This window comes from Saccharospirillum sp. HFRX-2, assembly GCF_043196805.1.
In the GTDB taxonomy this organism is placed as follows: Bacteria; Pseudomonadota; Gammaproteobacteria; order Pseudomonadales; family Natronospirillaceae; genus Saccharospirillum.
Genome location: NZ_JBEBMU010000001.1, coordinates 576,555 through 598,806, shown reverse-complemented (window position 1 = coordinate 598,806; position 22,252 = coordinate 576,555). Strand labels below are relative to the sequence as shown.

27 protein-coding genes are annotated in these 22,252 nt (G+C 54.6%); 14 read left to right on the top strand and 13 right to left on the bottom strand.

The genetic code is table 11. The features are described from left to right. Positions 1-84 precede the first annotated feature (84 nt). Positions 85-594, top strand: a complete 510-nt coding sequence (locus ABMA60_RS02985; protein WP_392798480.1) for a MarR family winged helix-turn-helix transcriptional regulator — start codon at positions 85-87, stop codon at positions 592-594. On the opposite strand, the gene ABMA60_RS02980 is transcribed toward ABMA60_RS02985, so the two are convergent. From ABMA60_RS02980 to ABMA60_RS02955, 6 genes are all read right to left on the bottom strand, one after another. Further along, positions 585-1,001 carry an acyl-CoA thioesterase gene (locus ABMA60_RS02980; protein ID WP_392798477.1) on the bottom strand — a complete coding sequence of 139 codons (417 nt, stop codon included), beginning with the start codon at positions 999-1,001 and terminating at the stop codon, positions 585-587. The genes ABMA60_RS02985 and ABMA60_RS02980 overlap by 10 nt on opposite strands. A 13-nt stretch (positions 1,002-1,014) precedes the next feature. Continuing rightward, a complete protein-coding gene (locus ABMA60_RS02975) occupies positions 1,015-2,850 on the bottom strand; it encodes a feruloyl-CoA synthase (protein WP_392798473.1) in 1,836 nt (611 codons plus the stop codon). A 93-nt stretch (positions 2,851-2,943) separates the two neighbouring features. Continuing rightward, entirely contained in the window at positions 2,944-4,626 is a 1,683-nt protein-coding gene (locus tag ABMA60_RS02970; RefSeq protein ID WP_392798470.1) for an acyl-CoA dehydrogenase family protein, read from the bottom strand. Between the two features lie 6 nt (positions 4,627-4,632). Next, a complete protein-coding gene (locus tag ABMA60_RS02965; RefSeq protein ID WP_392798467.1) occupies positions 4,633-5,400 on the bottom strand; it encodes a 3-hydroxyacyl-CoA dehydrogenase in 768 nt (255 codons plus the stop codon). 50 nt (positions 5,401-5,450) lie between these two features. Continuing rightward, complete coding sequence (locus tag ABMA60_RS02960; protein WP_392798463.1) at positions 5,451-6,707, bottom strand: thiolase family protein; 1,257 nt, start codon at positions 6,705-6,707, stop codon at positions 5,451-5,453. A gap of 1 nt (position 6,708) precedes the next feature. Then, positions 6,709-7,467, bottom strand: coding sequence for a crotonase/enoyl-CoA hydratase family protein (locus tag ABMA60_RS02955; RefSeq protein ID WP_392798460.1), 759 nt, complete (start codon positions 7,465-7,467; stop codon positions 6,709-6,711). 438 nt (positions 7,468-7,905) lie between these two features. Between ABMA60_RS02955 and ABMA60_RS02950 the strand changes: the two genes are divergently transcribed. The 5 genes from ABMA60_RS02950 to ABMA60_RS02930 all read left to right on the top strand — a co-directional run bounded on the left by ABMA60_RS02950 (position 7,906) and on the right by ABMA60_RS02930 (position 12,137). Further along, positions 7,906-9,036: a C4-dicarboxylate TRAP transporter substrate-binding protein gene (locus ABMA60_RS02950; protein WP_392798457.1), complete on the top strand. Its 1,131-nt coding sequence runs from the start codon at positions 7,906-7,908 to the stop codon at positions 9,034-9,036. Positions 9,037-9,093: 57 nt separating this feature from the next. Further along, positions 9,094-9,600 (top strand): TRAP transporter small permease, encoded by a 507-nt coding sequence (locus ABMA60_RS02945; protein WP_392798454.1) that lies wholly within the window; start codon positions 9,094-9,096, stop codon positions 9,598-9,600. A gap of 8 nt (positions 9,601-9,608) precedes the next feature. Next, a complete protein-coding gene (locus tag ABMA60_RS02940) occupies positions 9,609-10,904 on the top strand; it encodes a TRAP transporter large permease (protein ID WP_392798451.1) in 1,296 nt (431 codons plus the stop codon). Positions 10,905-11,008: 104 nt separating this feature from the next. After that, entirely contained in the window at positions 11,009-11,458 is a 450-nt protein-coding gene (locus tag ABMA60_RS02935; RefSeq protein ID WP_392798448.1) for a MarR family winged helix-turn-helix transcriptional regulator, read from the top strand. A 100-nt stretch (positions 11,459-11,558) separates the two neighbouring features. Beyond that, positions 11,559-12,137, top strand: a complete 579-nt coding sequence (locus tag ABMA60_RS02930; RefSeq protein ID WP_392798445.1) for an NnrU family protein — start codon at positions 11,559-11,561, stop codon at positions 12,135-12,137. Between the two features lie 47 nt (positions 12,138-12,184). Here the strand turns inward: ABMA60_RS02930 and ABMA60_RS02925 are convergent, their stop codons facing one another. From ABMA60_RS02925 to ABMA60_RS02915, 3 genes are read right to left on the bottom strand one after another with little or no spacing between them, the layout of a single operon-like run. Beyond that, on the bottom strand, positions 12,185-12,655 hold the full coding sequence (locus ABMA60_RS02925; protein ID WP_392798443.1) for an ion channel: 471 nt from the start codon (positions 12,653-12,655) through the stop codon (positions 12,185-12,187). A gap of 51 nt (positions 12,656-12,706) precedes the next feature. Continuing rightward, on the bottom strand, positions 12,707-13,030 hold the full coding sequence (locus ABMA60_RS02920; RefSeq protein ID WP_392798440.1) for an AzlD domain-containing protein: 324 nt from the start codon (positions 13,028-13,030) through the stop codon (positions 12,707-12,709). Beyond that, positions 13,017-13,733, bottom strand: a complete 717-nt coding sequence (locus tag ABMA60_RS02915; RefSeq protein ID WP_392798437.1) for an AzlC family ABC transporter permease — start codon at positions 13,731-13,733, stop codon at positions 13,017-13,019. The genes ABMA60_RS02920 and ABMA60_RS02915 overlap by 14 nt, the downstream gene beginning before the upstream one ends. Positions 13,734-13,875: 142 nt before the next feature. Between ABMA60_RS02915 and nfsA the strand changes: the two genes are divergently transcribed. The 5 genes from nfsA to ABMA60_RS02890 all read left to right on the top strand — a co-directional run bounded on the left by nfsA (position 13,876) and on the right by ABMA60_RS02890 (position 17,308). Then, complete coding sequence (gene nfsA, locus ABMA60_RS02910; protein WP_392798435.1) at positions 13,876-14,613, top strand: oxygen-insensitive NADPH nitroreductase; 738 nt, start codon at positions 13,876-13,878, stop codon at positions 14,611-14,613. 66 nt (positions 14,614-14,679) lie between these two features. Beyond that, the gene (locus tag ABMA60_RS02905; protein WP_392798433.1) at positions 14,680-15,258 is read left to right on the top strand and encodes a hypothetical protein; all 579 of its coding nucleotides are present in this window, start codon (positions 14,680-14,682) and stop codon (positions 15,256-15,258) included. 55 nt (positions 15,259-15,313) lie between these two features. Then, positions 15,314-15,715 carry a GFA family protein gene (locus tag ABMA60_RS02900; RefSeq protein ID WP_392798430.1) on the top strand — a complete coding sequence of 134 codons (402 nt, stop codon included), beginning with the start codon at positions 15,314-15,316 and terminating at the stop codon, positions 15,713-15,715. Positions 15,716-15,844: 129 nt separating this feature from the next. Further along, a complete protein-coding gene (locus ABMA60_RS02895; protein WP_392798427.1) occupies positions 15,845-16,333 on the top strand; it encodes a hypothetical protein in 489 nt (162 codons plus the stop codon). Between the two features lie 156 nt (positions 16,334-16,489). Beyond that, positions 16,490-17,308 (top strand): GNAT family N-acetyltransferase, encoded by an 819-nt coding sequence (locus ABMA60_RS02890; RefSeq protein WP_392798424.1) that lies wholly within the window; start codon positions 16,490-16,492, stop codon positions 17,306-17,308. Here the strand turns inward: ABMA60_RS02890 and ABMA60_RS02885 are convergent. Further along, positions 17,305-17,676, bottom strand: coding sequence for a nuclear transport factor 2 family protein (locus ABMA60_RS02885; RefSeq protein ID WP_392798422.1), 372 nt, complete (start codon positions 17,674-17,676; stop codon positions 17,305-17,307). The two genes, ABMA60_RS02890 and ABMA60_RS02885, sit on opposite strands and share 4 nt — an antisense overlap. 14 nt (positions 17,677-17,690) lie before the next feature. After that, positions 17,691-18,362 (bottom strand): putative 2OG-Fe(II) oxygenase, encoded by a 672-nt coding sequence (locus ABMA60_RS02880; protein WP_392798419.1) that lies wholly within the window; start codon positions 18,360-18,362, stop codon positions 17,691-17,693. Positions 18,363-18,485: 123 nt separating this feature from the next. Between ABMA60_RS02880 and ABMA60_RS02875 the strand changes: the two genes are divergently transcribed. From ABMA60_RS02875 to ABMA60_RS02865, 3 genes are all read left to right on the top strand, one after another. Beyond that, complete coding sequence (locus ABMA60_RS02875; RefSeq protein WP_392798416.1) at positions 18,486-18,794, top strand: hypothetical protein; 309 nt, start codon at positions 18,486-18,488, stop codon at positions 18,792-18,794. 71 nt (positions 18,795-18,865) lie between these two features. Continuing rightward, the gene (locus tag ABMA60_RS02870; RefSeq protein ID WP_392798413.1) at positions 18,866-20,416 is read left to right on the top strand and encodes a GNAT family N-acetyltransferase; all 1,551 of its coding nucleotides are present in this window, start codon (positions 18,866-18,868) and stop codon (positions 20,414-20,416) included. 8 nt (positions 20,417-20,424) lie between these two features. Further along, positions 20,425-20,805 (top strand): YkvA family protein, encoded by a 381-nt coding sequence (locus ABMA60_RS02865; RefSeq protein ID WP_392798410.1) that lies wholly within the window; start codon positions 20,425-20,427, stop codon positions 20,803-20,805. 107 nt (positions 20,806-20,912) lie between these two features. Here the strand turns inward: ABMA60_RS02865 and ABMA60_RS02860 are convergent, their stop codons facing one another. Both ABMA60_RS02860 and ABMA60_RS02855 read right to left on the bottom strand, forming a co-directional pair. Then, entirely contained in the window at positions 20,913-21,350 is a 438-nt protein-coding gene (locus tag ABMA60_RS02860) for a hypothetical protein (protein ID WP_392798407.1), read from the bottom strand. A 152-nt stretch (positions 21,351-21,502) separates the two neighbouring features. After that, positions 21,503-22,114: a hypothetical protein gene (locus ABMA60_RS02855; protein WP_392798404.1), complete on the bottom strand. Its 612-nt coding sequence runs from the start codon at positions 22,112-22,114 to the stop codon at positions 21,503-21,505. Positions 22,115-22,252: the final 138 nt, after the last annotated feature.

Below are 22,252 nucleotides of genomic sequence, written 5' to 3'. Positions count from 1 at the left end.
ACCTCAACGCTAAATATTTTAATGTTGAGATATTAAAGCTAATGTTAAACTCGCGTCAAACAGTTCAACGTTAAAGGATTCATCATGAAAGACGGTGTCGATTCCATTCTGGAGCAATGGCAGCGCGAGCGACCCGATGTAGATACCTCGCCCATGGGCGTGATCGGCCGCTTGTCGCGCGCGGAACGTCGCCTGTCGAACCGTTTGCGCGAAGGCTTCGCCGAGCACGGCCTGCAAACCCACGAGTTCGATATTCTGGCGACGCTGCGTCGTTCCGGCGCGCCCTACCGTTTAACGGCGGGCCAGCTGACCCAGGCCGCCATGGTAACCTCCGGCGCCATCACTAACCGCATTGACCGACTGCTCGACAAAGGCTGGGTGAAACGCGAAACCGACCCCGACAATCGCCGCTCGGTGCGCATTACCCTCAGTAAAACCGGGCTGGAAAAAGTGGATGCAGTACTGGAGCAGCATGTCGTCCGCGAAGCTCAGTTGTTGGCCGGGCTCAGTGAGACGCAGCAATCCCAACTGGCGGAATTGCTGCGTACTCTCTTGGTCAGTCTGGGCGACCAACCGCTGGACGATCAGGACTGAAAGGCGTCAATGACCTGCTGCGGAATCGGCTGTGACTTGATGCCGTCGGGGTTTTCTGGATCTTTGCCCACCCAGACCCGGGTTTCGAAACCTTCCACCGCCAGGTCGCCGCCTTTCAGCAACCGATGATGGACATCGAAACTGGAACGACGGAATTCGGTCACGGTCGATTCAATCACCACTTCCTCACCAAAATGCGACGGGATATAAAACTTCGAGCGAGTATCGACCATCGGAAAACCGACGATATTAAATTGCTTGAGCATCTCGAATTTATCGAAACCAGCGCGGGCAAATAACTTGCCGGTGCAGGCGTCGAAGTAGGCAAAATAACGCGGATAAAAAACGATACCGGCCGGGTCGCAATCGCCCCATTCGATGGTCTGGGTGTGAGTATTTTTCAGCATAAAGAGTCCTTGCTCAATCCAGCCGGATAACGGCATCGGTTGGGGTTTTGCTGTACAGATCGGTCACCAGCTCAGCGCGGTTTTCCAGCACAGCGCGCTGGTTGATCGATCCCTTGTCGGTAATTTCGTGGGCATCCAGCTTCGGTGGTTCAGCCAGCAACACAGCGCGGCGCACGCAGTTGGAACTGCCGGTACTGGTATCGACCAGCTGCTGTAATAAGGCACGCACTCGTGAACGCACCGGCTCACTGTCGAGCACCTCACTTAAGCTCGCCTCCTTGCCCAGGCCGGAGATCTGTCGGCATTGTTCGCGGTCCGGAAAAATCAGCACGCTGACGAAAGGCCGGTCCAAACCGGCAATCACAACGTCCTGAACCAGCGGCGCGCCCTCGGCAATAATTTTGGCGCGCAGCGGCCCGACACTGACCCAGGTACCGGTATCGAGTTTGAAGTCTTCGGAGATGCGACCGTCGAAACGCAAACCGCGTTGCGGGTTTTGCGGATCGATAAATTTGGCGGCGTCGCCTAAGCAATAAAAACCGTCTTCATCGAAACACTTGGCAGTCACTTCCGGTTGCCGCCAGTAGCCGGGCATCACATTCGGACCGCGCACCCGACACTCCAGCTTGTCATCGTTGGGCACCAACTTCACTTCGACGCCGTGCGCCGGCAAACCGATAACGCCGGACTGCGATTCCTCCAGAGAGGCAAACAATGCCGAGGGTGCAGTTTCGGTGGCGCCCAAGCCGGTCAACATTCCCACCTTGGAGCCGATGGTTTCCACCGCCAGTTCGTCGAGCTTGTCCCAGACGTGTTGCGCCAGGCCGGCACCGGCAAAAAACATCAGTTTCAATTCGCTGAAGAAGAAACGACGCAGCGCTGCATCGGCTTCCAATTCCGCTGCCAGTAATTCAAAACCCTTAGGTACATTGAAATAAACCGTGGGCGCAATTTCACGTAAATTCGCCAGGGTTTTCTCGATATGCCCCGGCACCGGTTTGCCATCATCGATATACAGCGAGCCACCGTTATAGAGCACGATGCCGACGTTATGATTACCACCGAAGGTGTGGTTCCAGGGCAACCAATCGACCAAAACCGGCGGTTCATCACGCATAAATTCCATCAGACTGACCAGCATTTCCTGGTTGGAACAGAGCATGCGATTGGTGTTAATTACGCCCTTAGGCATACCGGTTGAACCGGAGGTAAACAAAAACTTGGCGATGGTATCGGGCGTCACCTGAGCGTGTGCTTTATCGACCGCTTCGGTGGCGGTGGTTGCCAATAATGACTCGAAACTTTGCATCTGCGTTTGCTGGCCGGGATCAATCGCCAGAGTCTCAACCGAAGGCGCAACTGCATTAACAGCAGCGGCAAAATCGTCGCCCTGTTCCACCAGGATTAAACCCGGCGTCAGCAGGTCGATGATGTGACGCAACTTGCCATAATCGGTACTGATCAACGAATAGGCTGGCGAGATCGGCGCGTAGGGAATGCCGACGTACATGGCAGCCAGACCCAGCAATAAATGCTCGACGGAATTGCCGCTTAGAATCGCCACCGGTTGCTCGCTCGACAACCCCCGATCGAGCAATGCCTGCGCTAAACGACGCACTGTTTCCAGAGTTTGACGGTAGCTGAACCGACGCCACTCACCGGCAGCGTCTCTTTGCGCGACAAACAAACGATCCGGCGCGATCTCGGCCCAATGGTCAAGTCGCTCCATCAGAGTATCGGGATAAGCGCCCAGTGGTTCGCGTACCCGCAGCACCTGGCTGCCGTCCGGCTGGGATTGCAAATCGGCCGTGGTCCGACCGATGCGAACATCGCGAAATACGGAATTCATGGTGTCACCTAAGATTGTTTTTATTCGTGGTGTTTAATTTTTTTGCTTGTTGTTTTTCTAGCGTTCAACGTCTTCCGTCAAACGTCTCCCGGTTCAACCAAACCGATAATCCAGTCCATCAGCAGCGCGCTCTGCACGACGCAGTTGCGCATCGATATCGACGACAAAATGCGACTGATAAAACGCCCAGACAGCCGCTAAGTTTTGCCCGTACTGATTATCTTCAGCGCAGGCCAGGGCACGATTCAGTTGCCAGGCGCTGGCCAGAATTCCCACCGCTTCCAGCAACGCCACTGATCCGGCCAAGCGCCAAGTCGTGTCGCTGTTGTCAGCCAGAGCGCGCTGCACCAGCTGGCGAACAGCTTCGGTTTTTTCGAGCAAAGCCGGCGCCTGTTGATCCACTTGCTGCAACCAATGGAACATAGTTTCGCCGCCATCGGCGATGACTTTGCGCAGCAGAAAATCCTGCGCCTGTATTGCTGTGGTGCCTTCGTAAATGGTCGACACCCGCAAGTCGCGATAGCACTGCGCCACCCCGGTTTCTTCGATAAAGCCCATGCCACCCAATACCTGGATGGCATCGCCCACCAAGCGGTTGGCGACTTCGGTTGAGTAGGCTTTAAACACCGGTGTCAGAAGTTCAACTTCACGTTGTGCCCAATCGCGTTCCGGATGATCTTTGCAGCGCGACTGATCGAGTCGTAACGCCAGATGACTGGCCAAAAAACGCGATGCCAAAGTTTGCGCACGCTGGCGTAATAGCAGCCGACGCACGTCCGGATGTTCGATGATGGCGCAAGCCGATTCACCGCTTACCGGATGCCGCCCCTGGCGACGTTCCTGCGCCCATTCCAAGGCGGTCTGATAAGCGCGTTCGGCTACTGCCACGCCTTGCAAACCCACCGATAAACGCGCTTCATTCATCATCACAAACATGATCGCCAGGCCTTTACCGGCCGTGCCGACCAACTGCGCCTGGGCACCCTCAAACGACAACGAGCAAGTCGGGCTGCCGTGCAAACCCAGCTTCTCTTCGATGCCGGTGCACAGAACATGATTGCTCTGGCCATCGTCTAAATGGCTGGGCACCGCAAAGAGTGAAATACCTTTGCTGCCGGCGGGCGCATCGGGCAGACGCGCCAACACCAGATGCAGAATTCGATCGCAAAAATCGTGGCTGCCAAAGGTGATAAATTGCTTGTTACCGCTGAGTCGATAACCGCCGTTGCCATCCGCTTCGGCACGGGTTTTTAATAAGCCCAAATCGGAGCCGGCGCCGGCTTCAGTCAGTGCCATGGTGGCAGTCATTTCACCGGCGGCGAGCGCCGGACCATAGCGTTCAATCAGCGCTTTATCGCCACTGGCTTCGAGCGCTTCCAGGGCGCCTTCGGTCAGCGGCTGGAACATGGAAAACGCCAGGTTGGCGCCTTGCCAGAATTCAGTAACCGGCGTTGCCAACCAGCGCGGTAAGCCTTGCCCACCAATGGCTTCGGGTAACGCCAGCGCGGTCCAGCCGGCAGCGCGGAAATCCGCAAAGACTTCACGCCAGCCATCAGGCGTTGTTACCTGGTTTTGATCGAGCGTGCAGCCTTGCTGATCGCCACTGCGATACAGCGTCGCCAGACGATCTTCCGCAAAGCGCGCGGCTTCATCGAGGATGGCGAACAGCAGTTCGTCGTCGAGATCATCACCACCGAGTGTTGCCCGAAGCTCGTTGGGTAACAGCCGTTCGAAGATAAAACGGTAATCATCGATGGGCGCGCGATACTGAGCCATAACCGCTTACCGTGGCGCCATGCGCAAAGCACCGTCGAGACGGATCACTTCGCCATTGAGCATAGGGTTATCGAAAATCTGCCCGACCAAGAGAGCGAATTCAGACGGCTCACCCAGACGCGCCGGAAAGGGCACCGACTCACCCAATGACTGCTGCACTTCTTCGGGCAAAGCACCCATCATCGGCGTTTTAAATAAGCCCGGTGCTATGGTCATCACGCGGATGCCAAAGTTGGCCAGCTCACGCGCGATGGGCAAGGTCATCGAGACAATGCCGCCTTTGGACGCCGAGTAAGCAGCCTGACCAATCTGGCCATCGTAGGCGGCAACCGAGGCGGTATTAATGATGACGCCCTGCTCTAAATTCTCGTTCGGTGTGCTGTGCTGCATGGCCTCGGCGGCCAGGCGAATCATGTTAAAAGTACCGATCAGATTGACCTGAATAGCGCGCGCAAAACGCTCCAGATCGTGCACGCCATCGCGACCTAAAACACGTGCAGCACCGGGAATACCGGCGCAGTTCACCAGGCCATTTAAGTCGCCCCAGCGTTCGCGCAAGGTGTCGATGGCGCGGCGCGCTTCGTCTTCACGGGTGATGTCCGTGGTCACAAAATAAGCCGACTCACCGATCTCAGTTGCCAGAGCTTCACCCGCTTCGCTGTTTAAATCGGCCAGCAGCACGCGCGCGCCGCGACCGACCAGATAACGCGCCACTGCTTCACCCAAACCGGAAGCGGCGCCGGTAACCAGAATATTGGCTGACTCTATTTGCATAACGACAATTCCATAACGGTCTGTTTAAGCGATGTTTTTAAACACTCTTTTTAAGAGACGTTTTCCAGCAACACCGCCACACCCTGACCACCACCGGCGCAGGCCGAAGAAATAGCAAACTGCTGACCATCGGCTTGCATCTGACGCGCAACGGTATGCGTTAAACGTACGCCGGAAACACCCAACGGATGACCGATGGCAATGGAACCGCCGTTACGGTTTACCTTGTCGCGGTCCAGACCCAGCTCTTGTTCGCAGGCCAAATATTGCGCCGCAAAAGCTTCGTTAATTTCGATACGGCCGATATCACCCAGCGACATTTTTTGATCGGCCAGCAGCGAGCGAATCGCCGGTGCCGGACCAATGCCCATAATCTCTGGCGGCACGCCCACCACCGAACCACCGACAATACGCGCCAAGGGTTTTAATCCGTGCGCACGCACGTAGTCACCTGAGGCGACCAGTACCGCCGCCGCACCATCGACAATGCCGGATGAATTACCGCCGGTTTGCACGCCGCCAAAAGCCGGACGCAATTTATTCAGCACCTCAAAAGGCGAGTGCCGAATATGGCCGTCTTTATCAAAGCGCTGAGCTTTGTCGGCCAGTTTCAGACCGCGATCGGCGTAGCCATCGAGCGTCCAATGCGCATTCTCGACCGGCACCACTTCGTCGTCGTACCAGCCGTTCTGCCAGGCCTGTTCGGCGGCGGCAAAACTGCGGGCAGCGAACTCGTCGGCCTGGTCGCGGCTGATGCCATAACGATTGGCGAGATTTTCGGCGGTGCCACCCATGGACACTTCCGGAGCGGTATCGATGGTCGCTTCCCAAAGGAAATCCTTGAACTCCACCTGGCCCATGCGGAAACCGGCGCGATGGCTATAAGACGCCACCGGATTGCGCGACATCGACTCAGCACCGGCGCACAACACCAACTGCGCTTTGCCCAATTGAATCTGATCGGCAGCGGTTAAAATGGCTTCGAAACCGGTGCCACACAAACGATGCACCAGCAGCGCCGGTGCTGCCTGACGCATGCCAGAATACAAACCGATATGGCGCGGCAACAGGTAGGCATCGAAACTCGACTGAGCGACATTGCCGGCGACAATGGCGTCTACGTCTGCTGCCGGAATGCCGGTTTTTTCAAACAAGGCACGAGCGGCATAAATGCCCAGATCGGTCGGCGAAATATCACGCAGCACGCCGCAATAATCGGCGAAGGGCGTGCGCCGGCCATCGATTAAATAGATGTCGTCGTAGCGCGATTTCAGCGCGCTGTTTTCGGAATCGGCATAGGCGTTCATATTATTTTTTCCTATTCAAAAACTGACCGATACGGGCCTGAACTTCCGGACTGGTTTGAGTGATGCCGGCGACCAGCGATTCGGTAAACAAACCATCGTCGGAACTCATGTTTTCGATGCGCGACAAGGCCGACACCATGGCCCAGTTCGACAACTCAGAATTGCTGGCAATGGTGCGCGCTAACTCGTCGGCCTTGGCATCACCGGCGTTGGGCTCGACGCGATACTGCACCAGACCAAAACGCTCGGCTTCGTCGGCATCGAGAGTGCGACCGGTGAGCATCATGTCGGTCATACGACCGGTGCCGATCAGGCGCGCTACCCGCACCGAGGCACCGCCACCAACAAAAATGCCATGACGACCTTCGGGCAAGCGGAAGTAAGTGGTCGGATCGGCCACCCGAATATGCGCCGCCGATGCCAGTTCCAGACCGCCACCGATGACAGCGCCTTTCAAAACAGCAATCACCGGCACGCCGGCTTGCTGAATTTTGCCGAACACCCGGTGCCAGCTGTGCGAGTGTTTAACCACAGCGAAAGGTTCACGCGCCTGATGTTCAGCCAGATCCAGACCGGCACAGAAATTATCGCCGGCGCCGCTGAGTACGATGACGCGGACACCTTCAGGTACCGGATCGAAACAGGCTTCCAGCTCCAGCAACAGAGCGTCGTTGATGGCGTTGTGTTTGTCCGGCCGGTTAAGGCGGATATGGGCAATACCTTCGCTCACGTCGAAGGTCACCAGAGGCGTCTGTGTCATGCTCGGACCTGTGTGCAACACCGCCGCAGCGGTTGTGAAATGGATCGTCGGTCAGCGGTTCAGGCTATGAAGTCTTGTTGTTGCCGGTCCCATTTGAGGGTCCGCTGCTGTGGCTAAAAAACCTAGCCATGATTGTTGTATTTGTAAACAATTTATTTTTATGACGTTTAAAGCTAAGCACGGACGATTTCAGATTGATAAAGGATAAGCCCCCTTAAAATGGGCGCCACAGCGCCATTTCGAACAAGATCAACAACAGCGCCTTAACCAATCATCTCCGGATTTTTGTTGATGAACACAACAATCTGTGCCATAAACCTCAACGTGCGCCGGCGACAATACGCTCTCGGCGACCAGGCTTTTCGGCCTGACAAAACGATCGTTGCGGGCACCGCCCGGCTCTAAGAACAAGTCCAACAAAAACTAGAGGTTCGAACGATGCTGACCAAGAAACTCCCCGCCGCTGTGGCGGCTTTGCTGCTGGCGTGCGGTTTGTTCGGCGCCCAGGCCAGTGCCCAAACGCTGCGTCTGACGCCCGGAACGCCTCCGGCACATCCCGGCCATACGCCGCTTTTTACCGCCTTTGCTGAACAGATCGATGCGCGCACCAATGGCGAACTGACCGGCACCATCCTCGGTACCGAAGTCGCCAACCTGGGCAATATGCGCACCGCCATCCGTTCCGGCCTGTCCGATGCGGGCATGTTCCTGCCGGCTTATTTCCCGGCTGATCTGTCCGAGATCAACCTGGTGGGCAACCTGTCCTTCCTGGGCAGCAACGCTCAGGCGATGGCGGCCGCCATGACCGAATACATTGTTACCTGTGCTGATTGCCAGGCCCAATTGAAGCAGTTGGGTGTGGTCTACGGCTCCAGCCATTCCTCCGATACCTATGTGCTGCTGACCACCAAACCGGTGCGCGATCTTGATGATCTGCAAGGTTTGCGGCTGCGCGTCGGTGGCCCGCACTTTGCGCGCTGGGCCGAAGAAATGGGCGCCGACGGTGCTAACGTTTCGGTCGGTGAAACCTTTGAAGCCATTTCTCAGGGTGTGCTCGATGGCACCATCGCCTCCACCGCGGATCTGATTTCCTTCCGCCTGGACGATGTCGTCACCCACATCACCACCCTGCCGATGGGCACTTACCATTCCACCATCTCGCACGCCATCAACGCCCGCACCTGGGCCGGTCTTGACGAAGATAAGCGTCGCATCATGGCAGAAACCTCCAGCTACGCCAGTGCGCTGGCAACCCAGCGTTGGGGCTACGAAATGCCATCGGCGGCCGAATCCGCTGCGCGTGACGCCGGTATCGAGTTCATCGAACCGAGCGCTGAGTTGCTGAATGCGTCCAACGCCTACCAGCGTGAAGACCTGCAAAAAGCCATCGAACTGGCGCAGGAACGCGACGGCATTGCCGATGCAGCGGCCAAGGTCGAACGCTTTGAAGCGCTGGTCGACAAGTGGACCGCCTTTGCCAACTCGGTCGATAACGACCCGCAAAAAATCGCCGACGAAGTAAATAGCGAAGTCTGGGATCAGGTCGATTTCTCGACTTACGGTCTCTAAGTGGTACCGGCCCGGCAAGCGTCGGGTCGGTTTTTTATTGCTCGGAGAACCTTGCTGATGCGCTGGCTGTATCAACTTTCCGATCGCCTGGTGGCCGGTCTGGCTTTGCTCGGCACCCTAGGCATTATCGCCATGATGCTGCACGTCACCCTCGATGTGGTGTTGCGCTCGACGCTGTCTATTTCAGTGCCGGCGACCATCGAACTGGTGACTCGCTACTACATGATCACCCTGGTGTTATTGCCCCTCGGTTGGGTGGAATGGAAACAACAGATGATCACCGTTGAAGCCTTTTCATCGATCTTAGGCGACGCTGGTGTGCGCTGGCTGGACAGTCTGGTGGCGCTGCTCGCCGCGGGGCTCTATGGCATTTTTACCCTGGCCACCTGGGACAAGGCGGTCGAACAATTTGAGCTGGGTGCCTATGTAATGGCGCTCGATCTGGCAGTTCCGGTCTGGCCGACCTATTTCGTACTGCCGCTTTCTTTTGCCCTCGCTGGCCTGGTGTGCCTGATCCGCATTGTGCGGCTGCATCACCTTACGCCTGCGATGGCTTCGCAGTAGGCAAACGCATGTCGATTGAAACCGGTTTTTATGGCTTGCTGGTGTTGATGCTGCTGCTCGCATTGCGCGTGCCGGTAGCTTTGGCGTTGATGGTGGTGTCGCTCGGTGGTCTCAGCCTGATGCTGGGTTGGGAAACCGCGCTCAGTTTGCTGGCGTCTACGCCTTACGACTTTATCGCCAAGTGGACCCTGAGCGCGGTACCGATGTTTTTGCTGATGGGCTTTGTCAGCTATCACGCCGGCCTAACCGCAGGCTTATTTAACGCCGCCAAGGTGGTGTTTCGCTGGTTGCCGGGTGGCCAGGCGATTTCCAGTATTTTTGCCGCGTCCGGCTTTGCGGCGGTCAGTGGTTCCAGCCTGGCTTGTGCTGCGGCCATGGGACGCATCGCCATTCCGGAAATGGTGCGCTCCGGCTATAAACCGAGTTTCGCCTGCGGCACCATCGCCGCCGGTGGCACCATCGGTGCGCTGATTCCGCCGTCCATTTTAATGATCATCTACGGCGTTTTTGCGCAAACCTCCATCACTCAGGTGTTTCTCGGTGGTATCACCATCGGCCTGCTGACAGCGGTCAGTTACAGCCTGGTGATTCTCATTGTCAGCTGGTTGCGGCCCGATATCGCACCGCGCGTTGCCCAAGGCGTGGAAGGTTACTCGGTACGGCAAGCGGTGTTGGAAATCTGGCCGGTGCTGGCCCTGGGTACGCTGGTCTTTGGCGGCCTGTTCAGTGGCTTTTTCACCGCCACCGAAGCCGGCGCCGTGGGTGCTGCCGGGGCCTTATTGATCAGTTTTGCGCTCGGTAAACTTAACCTGGGTCAGTTAAAAACCGCCCTGCTGGAGACGCTCTCGACCACCGCCTCGCTGCTGATCATCGGCGTCGGCGCCACCATGTTTACTGTGTTCCTGAGCCTCTCGGGCCTGGCCGGTTTTATCAGCGTGGCCGTCACCAACTGGGAGCTCGGCTTTCTGCAACTGATGCTCGTGGTGGTGCTGATTTATCTGTTCCTCGGTCTCTTTATGGACCCCTTCGGCGCCATGCTGGTCACTCTGCCGATTCTGTTGCCGGTGTTCGAGCAATACGACATCAGCCTGATCTGGTTTGGTGTGCTGCTGGTCAAGCTGCTGGAAATTGGCATGATCACGCCGCCGGTGGGTATGAACATCTTTGTGATTCGTTCGGTGGCATCGCAATACGCCAGCCTGGTCGATATTTTCAAAGGCGTGGCTTATTTTCTGGTCGCCGACCTGGTGGTGGTTACGCTGGTCATTCTGTGGCCGGAACTGGTGCTCTTTATGACTGGCTGATGCTCGGCAAAACCGACAGCGGTAATGATAAACTGCACCGCTTTGAGCGTTACCTTTGCTTGCTTCATCCAGCTTCCTATAGACAACAGGGCGATTAGACATCTATGAGCGAGACCAAGACCGGCATCGACTACAGCCTGCTGAATTCACTGGTCGGTTATCGGCTGCGTCGGGCTCAGCTCGCCTACTTTGAAAACTTCACCGCGACCTGCGCCGACTTCGGCGTCACTCCCGGCCTGTTTGGCATTCTGGCGATCGTCCGCAACAACCCGGGGCTGACCCAGACCGCCGTCGCCCAGGCCATTGAAACCGACCGCTCGGCCATGGTGGCGGCGGTCGACAAGCTGGAAAAATTGAGTCTGATTGAACGCCAGCCCTCGGAAAATGATCGCCGCTCTTACGCGCTTTACCTCACCGAACACGGCATCCGTTTCACCGATGATCTGCACAAAAAAGTGCTCGCTCACGAAGCCCATTTTGAACAGGTGATGAACTCCGGCGAGAAAGAATGGTTGCTGAGCATTCTGACCCGCGTCATTGATCTGGAACGTTAAGCGCGACTGACCTTTCGGCATATGTACAGCCTTGCCAAACCCCTCTACTCTGGCCGCACCGTGCTCGACTACAACAATGACCTTCAATGGAGACTGGACGATGGCGGCGTTAATCCTTGGACTGGTGTTATTCCTCGGCGCTCATTCGGTGCGCATCTTTATTCCTGGCGTCCGTACGGCGCTGCTCGAAAAACTCGGTGAAATGACCTGGAAAGGTCTGTTCTCGGTGGTGTCACTGGTGGGCTTGGCGTTGATCGTCTGGGGTTACGGCCAGGCGCGCATGGCGCCGGTCTGGCTGTGGGTCAGCCCGATCTGGACCTATCATCTGGCGGCTTTGCTGATGCTGCTGGCTTTTGTGTTACTGGCGGCGGCCTATATTCCCGGCAACCGTATCAAAGCCAAGATGGGACATCCCATGCTGCTGGCCACCAAGGTCTGGGCGCTGGCGCATTTACTCGCCAACGGCACCCTGGCCGATTTGCTGTTGTTCGGCAGTTTCCTGGTTTGGGCGATTGCCGATTTCGCTGTTTCGCGCAGGCGCGATCGCGCTGAGGGTGTGACTTATCCGGCGCTTGGCGTCAGCCGTGATCTGGCAGTGTTAGTCGTCGGTCTGGTGGGTTATGGCGTCTTTGCGTTCTGGCTGCACGGCCTGCTGATCGGTGTGAATCCGCTCGGCTAACAGCATCAAGCGGTTATGCCACTTTGTTGAGCAAAGAGGAGTAACCGCTAGTGTTTTTCCTGCTCGATATCGGCTTCGAACCGATCCAGTAATTTATCGATCTTGCGTTCCAGCTCGCGATTGTGCGCCAGCAGCACCGCATTCTGTTCGCGCAATTCGCGATTTTTAACGGTGGTATCAGCAAAGCCGAGTAACTTATCGGCCACCAGAGCACCGATAAAACCCACCAGGCCGACACCCAGATAAAACATCAGGGCGACGATCAACCGGCCACCGAACGACACCGGATAATAATCGCCAAAACCAATGGTCGACGCCGCCATCTGCAAGGTCCAGAAGGCATCGGCGTAGCTGTGAATATTGGCGTTGGCGGCGGCACGTTCAAACCACAGCAGCACCGGCGACAGGGCACCAATGCAGCCGTACAAAATCAACACCGCCAGCAGGGATAAGAACGTCAGTCGATAATTTTTGACGCCGTATTGATCGACCACATAAACCCATGAATCCAAAGACATGGAACCTCCTTCGCCACTGAGCCAGTAAGGTGCGCCGGATGTGCATCGCGGTCAGGCCAGCCATATTCCCAGCAGACCGTATAGCAATGCCCCGGTCAAGGTCGCCACACCGACATTGCGGGCGACTTTCAAGGTGACCAGCACCGCCAGCGACGCCAACAGCAAACGCATTATTCCAACCTGCTGAGCGGCCAGATCGACCAGTGACACCACGATCAGCGCGCTAATCGCCGCCACGCCCAACGCACTCAACACCAGCGCCAAAGCACCGCGACCAGTCGCCAGTTGCTGGCCATAAAGCATCGGCAACAGGCGCATCAGATAGGTACCCAAACCGGCCAACAGGATCAGCATCAAGAGTTCATGATGGGTCATGCTTTACGCCCCTCTGCGTCAGTGGCCGGGCACAGGCGCCGAGTACCATGCCCATCATCAACGCCAGGTGTGATGGCAACCAGATCAGCGCCAGCGCCGTGACCACCAGCGTGAATGCAATCACCGGCCACAAGGAACGCTCAAAAGCCTGCCCCAGCAAGGCAATAAAGAGTGCCGGCAACACAAAGGACAGCGCATCGCTCAGCCAGCCGTCAGCGCCGCCCAATTCCGTACCCAGCCAGACACCAACCAGAGTACCCGACAGCCAGGAACCGTAAGCGCCGCAACCAACACCCAGACACCAGGCCGGCGGTAACGGCCGGCGCGTGGATTCGGCCATGGCAGTAGCGAACATTTCATCGGTCAGCCCCCAGGCGACAAAGGGCAGCAATTTGCCCGGCGGACGCTCTAACTGAGCAACCAAGGCCGGGCCATAAAACAGATGGCGCAGATTGAGCATCCAGATCGCCGACAAGGCCGGCCAAAAACCGGTGCCGGCCACCACCAGACTGACCAGCACAAATTGCGAGGCGCCGGCAAAAACAATCAGTGAAATCAGCATGGCCTGAACGCCGCTGAGCTGCGCCTGCAAAGCCACCACACCAAAGGAAAAAGCCACCGGGAAATAGCCCACGGCCAATGACGCACTTGCCGCCAGGCCGGAAGCCCATAAGCGCAGCGCTGATCCAGAAGATGACGTCACCCATTCGCCCCTAATAAAACCCAGCCGCTTTGTACCGCGCTGGTTGGGGCAATACAAGCCTGACTGGAAATAGCGATCAGGGCACCGCCAAAGGCGTCAATCAATGATAAAATCAACCGATCATTTTCGGTTGGAGTCCACCATGACCAACATTCTCAGCCAACTGCAAAACCACCGATCCATCCGCAAGTTCACCACCGAGCCAGTAGCACAAAGCACCGTTGAAGAACTGATCCGTGCCGGTCAGGCGGCGGCCACTTCCAGCTTTATTCAGGCCTGCACCGTGATACAGGTGAGTCAGGGCGAACGGCGCGCGCGGCTGGCCGAACTTGCCAACAATCAGGCTTATATTAATGATGCGCCGGTTTTTCTGGTGTTCTGCGCTGACATGCATCGCCATCAAATTGCCTGCGATATGCACGACGCACCGATGAAAAGCGGCTTTACCGAGCAGTTTCTGACCGCCTCGGTCGATTGCGCGCTGTTCGCCCAAAACGTCGTGGTCGCGGCTGAGAATCTGGGTCTGGGCATCTGCTACATCGGCGCCTTGCGTAACAATCCCGAGGCTGTTGCTGAATTATTGCAATTACCGCACCTGAGCTATCCGCTGTTCGGACTGTGCATCGGCCACCCGGACCAGAACCCGGAAGTGAAACCGCGCCTGCCACTGTCGGTTGTTTTAAAACAGGAAACTTACAGCGACGCTGACGACGAAGCCGCTCTGCGCGACTATGATGACCAGGTGCGTCAGTACTATCAGACCCGCACCGGCAACCCACGCAGTCAAAGCTGGACCGAACAGATTTCCGGCATGCTGCAGAAAGAAGCGCGGCCACACATGCTGCCGTTTTTGCAAAGTCGTGGTTTCATCAAAGAATAACCACTTATAAAACAGAGGCGTCGAATAACGGCGCCCGCTCGACGCACAATTCAGGAGACGCCGTCCATGCCCGAACAGGAACTGAGATCAGACTCTGTCACCCTGATCGCCTGGGTCTTTATTATCCTCGCCGCCCTTATGACCTTAATCGGCATCGCGCAAAATCTGTTGATCTACTGGCTCTATCCAGACTTTCTGCCGGAGCTGAGCCGCAACCTATCCAGTGCACCACCGCTGGCCCGTTTTCTGGCGACGCATCTGCATTGGCTGGTCGGCTTGTTTACTGCACTTTCAGCCGTGCTTTTTATTGCCGCCATCGGCGTACTGAATCGCTTCGAATGGGCGCGCAAACTGCTGATCAATTTATTGATCATCGGCCTGGCCTGGAAAGTCATCAACCTGATACTGATGACCCTGTTTATGGCCGAACTGCCACTGGCCCGAGCCAGCATCATTCATGGCCCTGCCGATGTGCAAAATTTCCAGACGCTTATGGTCGGTTTTAATGCCATGCTGACCATCGCCATCGGCGCGGTCTTGATTCGAATTTGTCATTATCTGAGCCTGCCGAAAGTGACCGTCGAATTCAGTAGCCTGGGATCTATTGAAGAAGTAGCGCATTATCAACCCAAAGAAAACCACTGACTGTTTTACCGGCTTTCGCCATAGCTGGATAAGTAACCAATAAAAGGAAATAACGATGAGCATTGAAGGCGGCTGTTTATGCGGAAAAATACGCTACCAGATCGCCGCTCCACTGGAGAGCGCCGAGCATTGTCACTGCTCAATGTGTCGCCGCTTTCACGGTGCCGCCTTTTCCAGCTATGCCGATTTTAACCCCGATGATTTCCACTGGCTGCAAGGCGAAGATCAGCTCGGTATTTACGAGCCCAACCCCGGTAAAGGCTGGGCCTTCTGCAAAACCTGCGGCTCCAGTTTGGGGATGCCCGGTGCCGATGGACGCTTAACCAGCGTTGCCTTAGGCACGGTAGATGGCGACCCGGGTATTCGCCCAACAGAGCATATGTTTGTTGGCTCGAAAGCGGTCTGGTATGACATAACCGATGATCTGCCACAGCATAAAACTCGCTCTAACACCTAGATATCAGAATTTATCCATGCAATGGTAAAAGTGTGTATTGGTAAATAAAGATGTCCAGTATGAACGAGGTCGTACGTCAGCTACGCAGGGGGAAATCTAAAGTAGAGGTTTTTCGTCTCGCCATTGCTAATGGGGGAAAAGCCGAAGAGAATTGCAAAGTACCTAGCCAAAATTCCAGACCCGGATGATGCAAGAAAATACAATAAATACCATATTGCCGTAATTATCATTCACTGCCTTTTATCTATTGCTCTCCTCAGCAACGCCTGGATCATTCTCACCAATCAAGCACCGACCATGAAAATTGTTCTTTCTAGCCTGATAATAGCTATAGCATCCACTATACTTTATTTGCTCATTAAAAAGCGCTCAACTGGCTATCTCGCTCTGTTCTACCTATATCTTTTTGGCCTGATTTTCGGCATCGAAAACGGTTCAGAATTATCGACTCAACTCTTGATTGATATGGGCATACAAATACTGCTCATTGCTCAAGTTGCGTTTACTAAGAAGAAGCTGTTTCCTTTCCAAAATCAAAGCCATAATAAAAAATCCAAGGATGGCATTCACATCTTTACCAAAGGGCATTATGTGAACACACCTTTTACTCAATTATAATCGGCGGATCGGAAATAGTAGTTATGCTAATAGATGAAACCAGTTTTGGGCTAACAATCTTTAGTAATCCAAACTTTTATGCATAGCACTGACCTGAACTACACGCCTGCCCGACTTTCCGATGCAATCGACTTAGCCAACCTTCGTGCCAGGGCTATGCAACCCAGTCTTGAATTGCTGGGCCGCTTTGATGAGCAGCGCGTTCGCCAACGATTGCTCAGCACCTTCCAGCCCGACGATACTCAAAAGATTTTTTATCAGGATAAGTTGGTCGGTTTTTATGTGTTGCTCGATAAAGTCGACCACCTCTATCTGGATCATTTCTACATCGATCCAGAATTTCAGGGACTCGGCATTGGCGGTGTGGTGATCACTGAGATTAAAAAACTGGCTCAACAGAAGCAGCAACCGATTCGTCTGGGGGCACTCAAAGGCAGCGATTCTAATAAATTTTATCGCCGACATGGTTTTCAACAAACGCACGAAAGTGATTTCGATATCTACTACCAGCTGGAAGCACCGACGAACACGGTCGAAATAAAGCTTGCACAAGCATCGGACATCGCCACCATTCGCGATTGCGCCGAGCAGGCCTTCGCTCAGTACATCGAAGCGATTGGCAAGCGACCGGCGCCTATGGACGCCGACTTCGACAACCAGATCAGCAAGCAGCAAATCTTCATCGCTCGTTACCAGTCGCAATTTGCCGGTTATGTTGCCTGTTACCCCGATGGCAACGCACTGCATCTGGATGCTATCGCTGTGTTGCCTGCTTTTACTGGCCGAGGTATTGGCAAGCGTTTAATCGGTTATGTAGAAGACAAAGCAAAGGCGGAAGGTTTTCAGGTGGTGGAATTATTCACCAACGAAAAGATGACCAATAACCTGTCGCTCTACCCAAGCCTGGGTTATCAGGAAACCGATCGACGTTTGGATAGCGGTTACCAAAGAGTGTTCTTTCGCAAGCCGGTTTAGTCGTCAGCAAAAGGGCCCAGATGTTCGGTGATGATCCACCAGCGGTCTTGTTCGAAGATCAGCACGCTGGTGCCACGGCCACCACCGGAAGCAGCTTCGCCATCGATCATTCCCTGCCAGTGAAATTCGTAGAGCGCGACGACCGAAGCGGCTGATTGATGCACCCAATGTAATTTAGAGATGGTGTATTGCTCGTCTTCAATGCTGCGAAAATTCTGTTCGAAAATGGAGCGGACTGCGGCCTTGCCTTTAAAGGTACCGTTGGCAAAGGTTACGCAGACTTTATCGTGTAGAAGCGGTTCAACAACCGACCAGCGTTGCGACGCCAGCGCCTTTTCATAAACTTCCAAGAGTTCGGCGGGAGTCATCGCTGCGATTTCCTTCATCGCAAATCCACCCGAGCATTAAAGGCCAAGACTACTCGTTCTTGATCGCCAAAATACGGCAACGCCGAGTGTTTTAAATAGGACGGAAAAATCACCACCTGACCGGCCACCGGTGCCACATCCCAAAAGCCGGCGCCATCCAAATAGGCCGTACCGGCATCCATATAATGCGCGGCATTATGGCGCGGGTCGTAAAACCGATTAACGCCGTTGCGGGTCTGCAAGTTGGAAGCGCCAGGGTCGAGACAATAAATACCGCACCAGGAACAATTGGGGTGCGAATGGGCATCGTGATACCCGCCATTAGCAGTAAGGTGATACCAGCTTTCAATAATCTGGGCGTCGGGTTCGGCGTCTTCCGGCCAGTAGGGTGCGTTGACGCTGGTGGCGCATTCAAGCACCAGATCGGTGAGCAACTGACGCAAGGTTTGCAGGTCAGCATCGTCGCTTTCCAGAAAGTCCAGCTCACTTTCGAACAGGGCGTGTTTGGCGCTCACCGCTACCTGGCTGGCGATAGCCTGCTGCGATTGATCACGATGCGCCTTGATGGCATCGAGTACCGGTTGCTTCAGCATGTCATGGTAAGGGTTGGTGCACAGAAACAGATCGGTGGTCCAGGTGGGCCAGTGTTCGATATCGGGCGGATCGGTGATCAGGGTGTCGGTCATAGCACAGTCGGAGGTTGAATAATAATCCGCAGTGTAGCGATCACACTGGGTGAGGAACAGCGCTATTGCCGCGCCCCATCAGGCTGACTAATCTGCTTAAGTCACCTTTGCCGAGTCGCCATTATGACGCAAACCTCCAGGCCCTGGCTGCTGCCCTTGCTGGCCCATCTCGTCCTGATCGCCAGCATACCGGTTTGGTTTATTACTCTGGTGTTCAGCGGCCTGCTGTTAACCGGCCACGACCCTGGCCCACCTCTGGCGGCTTATTGGCTGTTCGCGCTGCTTTGGTTGACGCCGGCCACTATGGCTGGTCTGCTGCTGATGCTCTGGCACGCCCTCTATCAGCGCCTGGCCGTGCGTGCCAATCGACTGGCCACTGCCTTGCTGATTATCCAAATAATCAGCCTGTTTTGGCTGCTGGTCACCGACTGATCTTCGCTGTCAGCCCGGTTTCGTTGCTACAATAGCGGACTTCCACTTTTTCAGCGCCGCGGAGCCGATTGATGCTGCAACAGGACGACACTCACCTGAACCTGCGCAACCTGACCAGCGAGGATTACCCTCAGCTGAAACGGTTGATGGATCGTGTCTACGACGACATCGGCGGTTCCTGGTACAAAGAAACCATCGACACCCTGGTTGCCGATTTTCCGGATGGCCAGATCGTTATCGACGACGATGGCGTGCTAGTCGGTGTGGCGCTCAGTCTGCTGGTCGACTACGCCACCTTTTCCAACCCGCACAAATACGATGATCTGATCGGCCATCGCGAAATTATTCTGAACAATCCCGAAGGCGATGCGCTCTATGGACTGGACGTGCTGATCGATCCCGATTACCGCGGCCACCGCCTCGGCCGTCGCCTGTACGACACCCGTAAGGAACTGTGCCGCTCGATGAATCTGCGCGCCATCCTGGCGGGCGGTCGCATTCCTAATTACCACGAACATTCGGACCAACTGAAACCGACCGAATACATCGATCAGGTTGCGCGCAAGGAAATCCACGACCCGATTTTATCCTTCCAGCTGGCCAACGATTTTCAGGTGAAACGCCTGATGCGCAAATACCTGCCCGAAGATGAAAAATCGCACGGCTATGCCACCTTGCTGGAATGGAACAACATCCTTTATGAACCCGCCGACAGAGTGATTGAAAACACTCGAACCCAGGCGCGCGTCGGTGCGGTGCAGTGGCAAATGCGGGTGTTCGAATCGGTCGAGGATGTGTTGCAACAGGTCGAATATTTCGTCGATGCGCTGTCCGATTATCAAAGTGATTTCGCCGTCTTTCCGGAACTCTTTAACGCGCCGCTGATGGGCCTGACCGATCAGTCCGATCAGGTAGCCGCCATTCGTTATTTAGGCACTCACACCGAAGCTTTTAAAAGCGAACTGTCGCGTATGGCGGTGAGCTACAACATCAATATTATTGGCGGCTCGATGATCGAAGAAGGCGACGATCAGCGGGTTTATAATGTCGCCTATTTATTCCGCCGCGACGGCACCACCGAACGCCAGGCCAAACTGCATATTACCCCGCAGGAAAAACGCGACTGGGTGATTGAAGGCGGCCATGATCTGGCCGTGTTCCAGACCGATGCTGGTCGCATCGGCATGTTGATCTGCTACGATGTCGAATTCCCCGAACTGTCGCGTCTGCTCGCCGACGACGACATGGACATTCTGTTCGTGCCATTCTGGACCGATACCAAAAACGGTTATCTGCGCGTACGTCATTGTGCTCAGGCACGCGCCATTGAAAACGAATGTTATGTGGTTATCTGCGGCAGCGTTGGTAACCTGCCGTCCATTGAAAACCTCGATATTCAATACGCTCAGTCAGCCGTGTTCAGCCCGTCCGATTTCGCCTTCCCGCACGATGCGGTATTGAACGAAACTACACCCAACACCGAGATGATTTTCTTCTCGGATGTGGATTTTTCACGCTTGAAAATCGTCCGCAACGAAGGCTCGGTCACCAACCTGAAAGATCGTCGCAAGGATTTGTTCAGCTTAAAGCGGCGCGTGCAACTTAGCCGTGGTGACGACTAACGAGCGCCATGGCCATGTATGAAAAACTGAAACAGTTCGCCACCGCCATGAAAACCCGGCTGGTGGTTTTATACTTGGCCGTGCGAGACCCAAGAACGCCCTGGTACGCCCGCGCTCTGGGCGTCGGTGTCGTCGCCTATGCGCTGTCTCCGATCGACTTGATTCCCGATTTTATCCCCGTCTTCGGCTTGCTTGATGACTTGCTGTTGGTGCCGATTGGGTTGTGGTGGGTCGATCGGATGATACCAGCGCAAGTGCGACAGGAGTGTATGGAACGGGCTAAGGAACTAAAGCCCCCCTCCGCCAGTAAAGCAGGGGCAGCTTTGATTCTGATTGTGTGGGTGGCTGCTGCGGCCTGGATAGTGGATGTAGTGCTACAGCGAATATAGTCAAAAGATCTGCTCTCTCGGCGGTTCCCTTACTAACGTCGCAGCTGCATCTTTTGAATCACTCTTTCGAACTACACTCCCTGCTAGGGTTACGAACATACGACTGATCAAGGCATATTGTGGGAGAATCGAAGATCAACTCCGGCTTCTTTAGCAACGCCTGTCAAACTCTCCCAATACTTTTCAGCCCCAAGGAAATACACCAATTTGCCATCGATGGTTCCAGCGCCCTCTTTCATCGCACGTTCCAATGTGGCGGCAGCAACCGCATCTGAGTCACTGTATACGACGATAGGGTCGCTTGCAGAAAGTGATTGCATATAAGCCAGTAAGTCGCCAGAAGGCTTTGATGAAGCCAGCTTAATGGTAGCAACCAACAGAGTGTCACTGATAATTGTATCAGTGTTTGGTACTTCAAAAATATAAATCGTCTCATACCCGGAACGAATTTCTTCGATATCTGCTTCCCGGCGATCCATACCGCCAACAGTTGCACATCCTGAAAGCAGAAATAGGAAAAGAAAAATAGCTATAATTACTTTCATAGTATTGTTCCCTGGTTGATTGACTCGGATACTTACCGATCTAATATTCCGTGAATGCGCATGTTACCCGCCACCTTCAACGTTGACGGAATAGTGTTGAGATCGAGACCTGCAAAACGTTCTATATAATCCAATACGACCAGTACCTTTCCTTAGAAGTTACTGTTTGCTAATGGTGGGTCAAAAGGAAAGTAAGGTTCCTGAAACCATGGAAAATCACCTCTCAGATCCACCATATCTTCACGAGTTAATCGCTGCGCCTTTAGCGGAATATGATACTCGATTCCATCAAGATCCAACTCAACGGTAAGTCCCACCTCTGTGCCGTAGTTAGCAATCGGAAAAGTTCCTGGATGTACTTGGGTAACGGTATGCGGATCCAACTGAATGGCCTGCTCCAAATTTACAGGCTGGTCGGCTCTATCAGGTATGACCCGAAACCTAAACACCTGCCGTGGTGCTTCACTTAAATTAATCAGATAGCCCGTCACAATCCCATTGGCCTTTAAATCACCGGGTCCCAATATGCCCATCCAGTCCTGAAACGAGTAAAGCGGGCTAACTTTCTTGTCATGATCCAGCCAAACTTCTACACCGACCTCGCCTTCTATTACCCAACTTGCAGAGCTGTAATACTTAGACCAATAGACTGTTTCACTTCTTCCATTTTTGAATGAAGTGGTGGTCATGGTATTAGTATTTGTGGCACAGCCTGTGACTATAAATACCACCGTTAAAAAGATAGCTGACTTCGAAAGATTCATAAAGCCTCCTCAAAATAATAGATATCTCTAATAATTTACTACCAAACAGGTATCATCGAAATTTCCGTATCTATATTTATTTTAGTCACACCATCAAATAGCCTTGGCCCTACTTTCATTATTCATTCTATTCGTAAT

Excerpts from the sequence above, each read along its gene's own strand:
- ABMA60_RS02985 (WP_392798480.1), top strand. The coding sequence starts at position 85 with ATGAAAGACGGTGTCGATTCCATTCTGGAGCAATGGCAGCGCGAGCGA.
- ABMA60_RS02980 (WP_392798477.1), bottom strand. The coding sequence starts at position 1,001 with ATGCTGAAAAATACTCACACCCAGACCATCGAATGGGGCGATTGCGAC.
- ABMA60_RS02975 (WP_392798473.1), bottom strand. The coding sequence starts at position 2,850 with ATGAATTCCGTATTTCGCGATGTTCGCATCGGTCGGACCACGGCCGAT.
- ABMA60_RS02970 (WP_392798470.1), bottom strand. The coding sequence starts at position 4,626 with ATGGCTCAGTATCGCGCGCCCATCGATGATTACCGTTTTATCTTCGAA.
- ABMA60_RS02965 (WP_392798467.1), bottom strand. The coding sequence starts at position 5,400 with ATGCAAATAGAGTCAGCCAATATTCTGGTTACCGGCGCCGCTTCCGGT.
- ABMA60_RS02960 (WP_392798463.1), bottom strand. The coding sequence starts at position 6,707 with ATGAACGCCTATGCCGATTCCGAAAACAGCGCGCTGAAATCGCGCTAC.
- ABMA60_RS02955 (WP_392798460.1), bottom strand. The coding sequence starts at position 7,467 with ATGACACAGACGCCTCTGGTGACCTTCGACGTGAGCGAAGGTATTGCC.
- ABMA60_RS02950 (WP_392798457.1), top strand. The coding sequence starts at position 7,906 with ATGCTGACCAAGAAACTCCCCGCCGCTGTGGCGGCTTTGCTGCTGGCG.
- ABMA60_RS02945 (WP_392798454.1), top strand. The coding sequence starts at position 9,094 with ATGCGCTGGCTGTATCAACTTTCCGATCGCCTGGTGGCCGGTCTGGCT.
- ABMA60_RS02940 (WP_392798451.1), top strand. The coding sequence starts at position 9,609 with ATGTCGATTGAAACCGGTTTTTATGGCTTGCTGGTGTTGATGCTGCTG.
- ABMA60_RS02935 (WP_392798448.1), top strand. The coding sequence starts at position 11,009 with ATGAGCGAGACCAAGACCGGCATCGACTACAGCCTGCTGAATTCACTG.
- ABMA60_RS02930 (WP_392798445.1), top strand. The coding sequence starts at position 11,559 with ATGGCGGCGTTAATCCTTGGACTGGTGTTATTCCTCGGCGCTCATTCG.
- ABMA60_RS02925 (WP_392798443.1), bottom strand. The coding sequence starts at position 12,655 with ATGTCTTTGGATTCATGGGTTTATGTGGTCGATCAATACGGCGTCAAA.
- ABMA60_RS02920 (WP_392798440.1), bottom strand. The coding sequence starts at position 13,030 with ATGACCCATCATGAACTCTTGATGCTGATCCTGTTGGCCGGTTTGGGT.
- nfsA (WP_392798435.1), top strand. The coding sequence starts at position 13,876 with ATGACCAACATTCTCAGCCAACTGCAAAACCACCGATCCATCCGCAAG.
- ABMA60_RS02905 (WP_392798433.1), top strand. The coding sequence starts at position 14,680 with ATGCCCGAACAGGAACTGAGATCAGACTCTGTCACCCTGATCGCCTGG.
- ABMA60_RS02900 (WP_392798430.1), top strand. The coding sequence starts at position 15,314 with ATGAGCATTGAAGGCGGCTGTTTATGCGGAAAAATACGCTACCAGATC.
- ABMA60_RS02895 (WP_392798427.1), top strand. The coding sequence starts at position 15,845 with ATGGGGGAAAAGCCGAAGAGAATTGCAAAGTACCTAGCCAAAATTCCA.
- ABMA60_RS02890 (WP_392798424.1), top strand. The coding sequence starts at position 16,490 with ATGCAACCCAGTCTTGAATTGCTGGGCCGCTTTGATGAGCAGCGCGTT.
- ABMA60_RS02885 (WP_392798422.1), bottom strand. The coding sequence starts at position 17,676 with ATGACTCCCGCCGAACTCTTGGAAGTTTATGAAAAGGCGCTGGCGTCG.
- ABMA60_RS02880 (WP_392798419.1), bottom strand. The coding sequence starts at position 18,362 with ATGACCGACACCCTGATCACCGATCCGCCCGATATCGAACACTGGCCC.
- ABMA60_RS02875 (WP_392798416.1), top strand. The coding sequence starts at position 18,486 with ATGACGCAAACCTCCAGGCCCTGGCTGCTGCCCTTGCTGGCCCATCTC.
- ABMA60_RS02870 (WP_392798413.1), top strand. The coding sequence starts at position 18,866 with ATGCTGCAACAGGACGACACTCACCTGAACCTGCGCAACCTGACCAGC.
- ABMA60_RS02865 (WP_392798410.1), top strand. The coding sequence starts at position 20,425 with ATGGCCATGTATGAAAAACTGAAACAGTTCGCCACCGCCATGAAAACC.
- ABMA60_RS02860 (WP_392798407.1), bottom strand. The coding sequence starts at position 21,350 with ATGAAAGTAATTATAGCTATTTTTCTTTTCCTATTTCTGCTTTCAGGA.
- ABMA60_RS02855 (WP_392798404.1), bottom strand. The coding sequence starts at position 22,114 with ATGAATCTTTCGAAGTCAGCTATCTTTTTAACGGTGGTATTTATAGTC.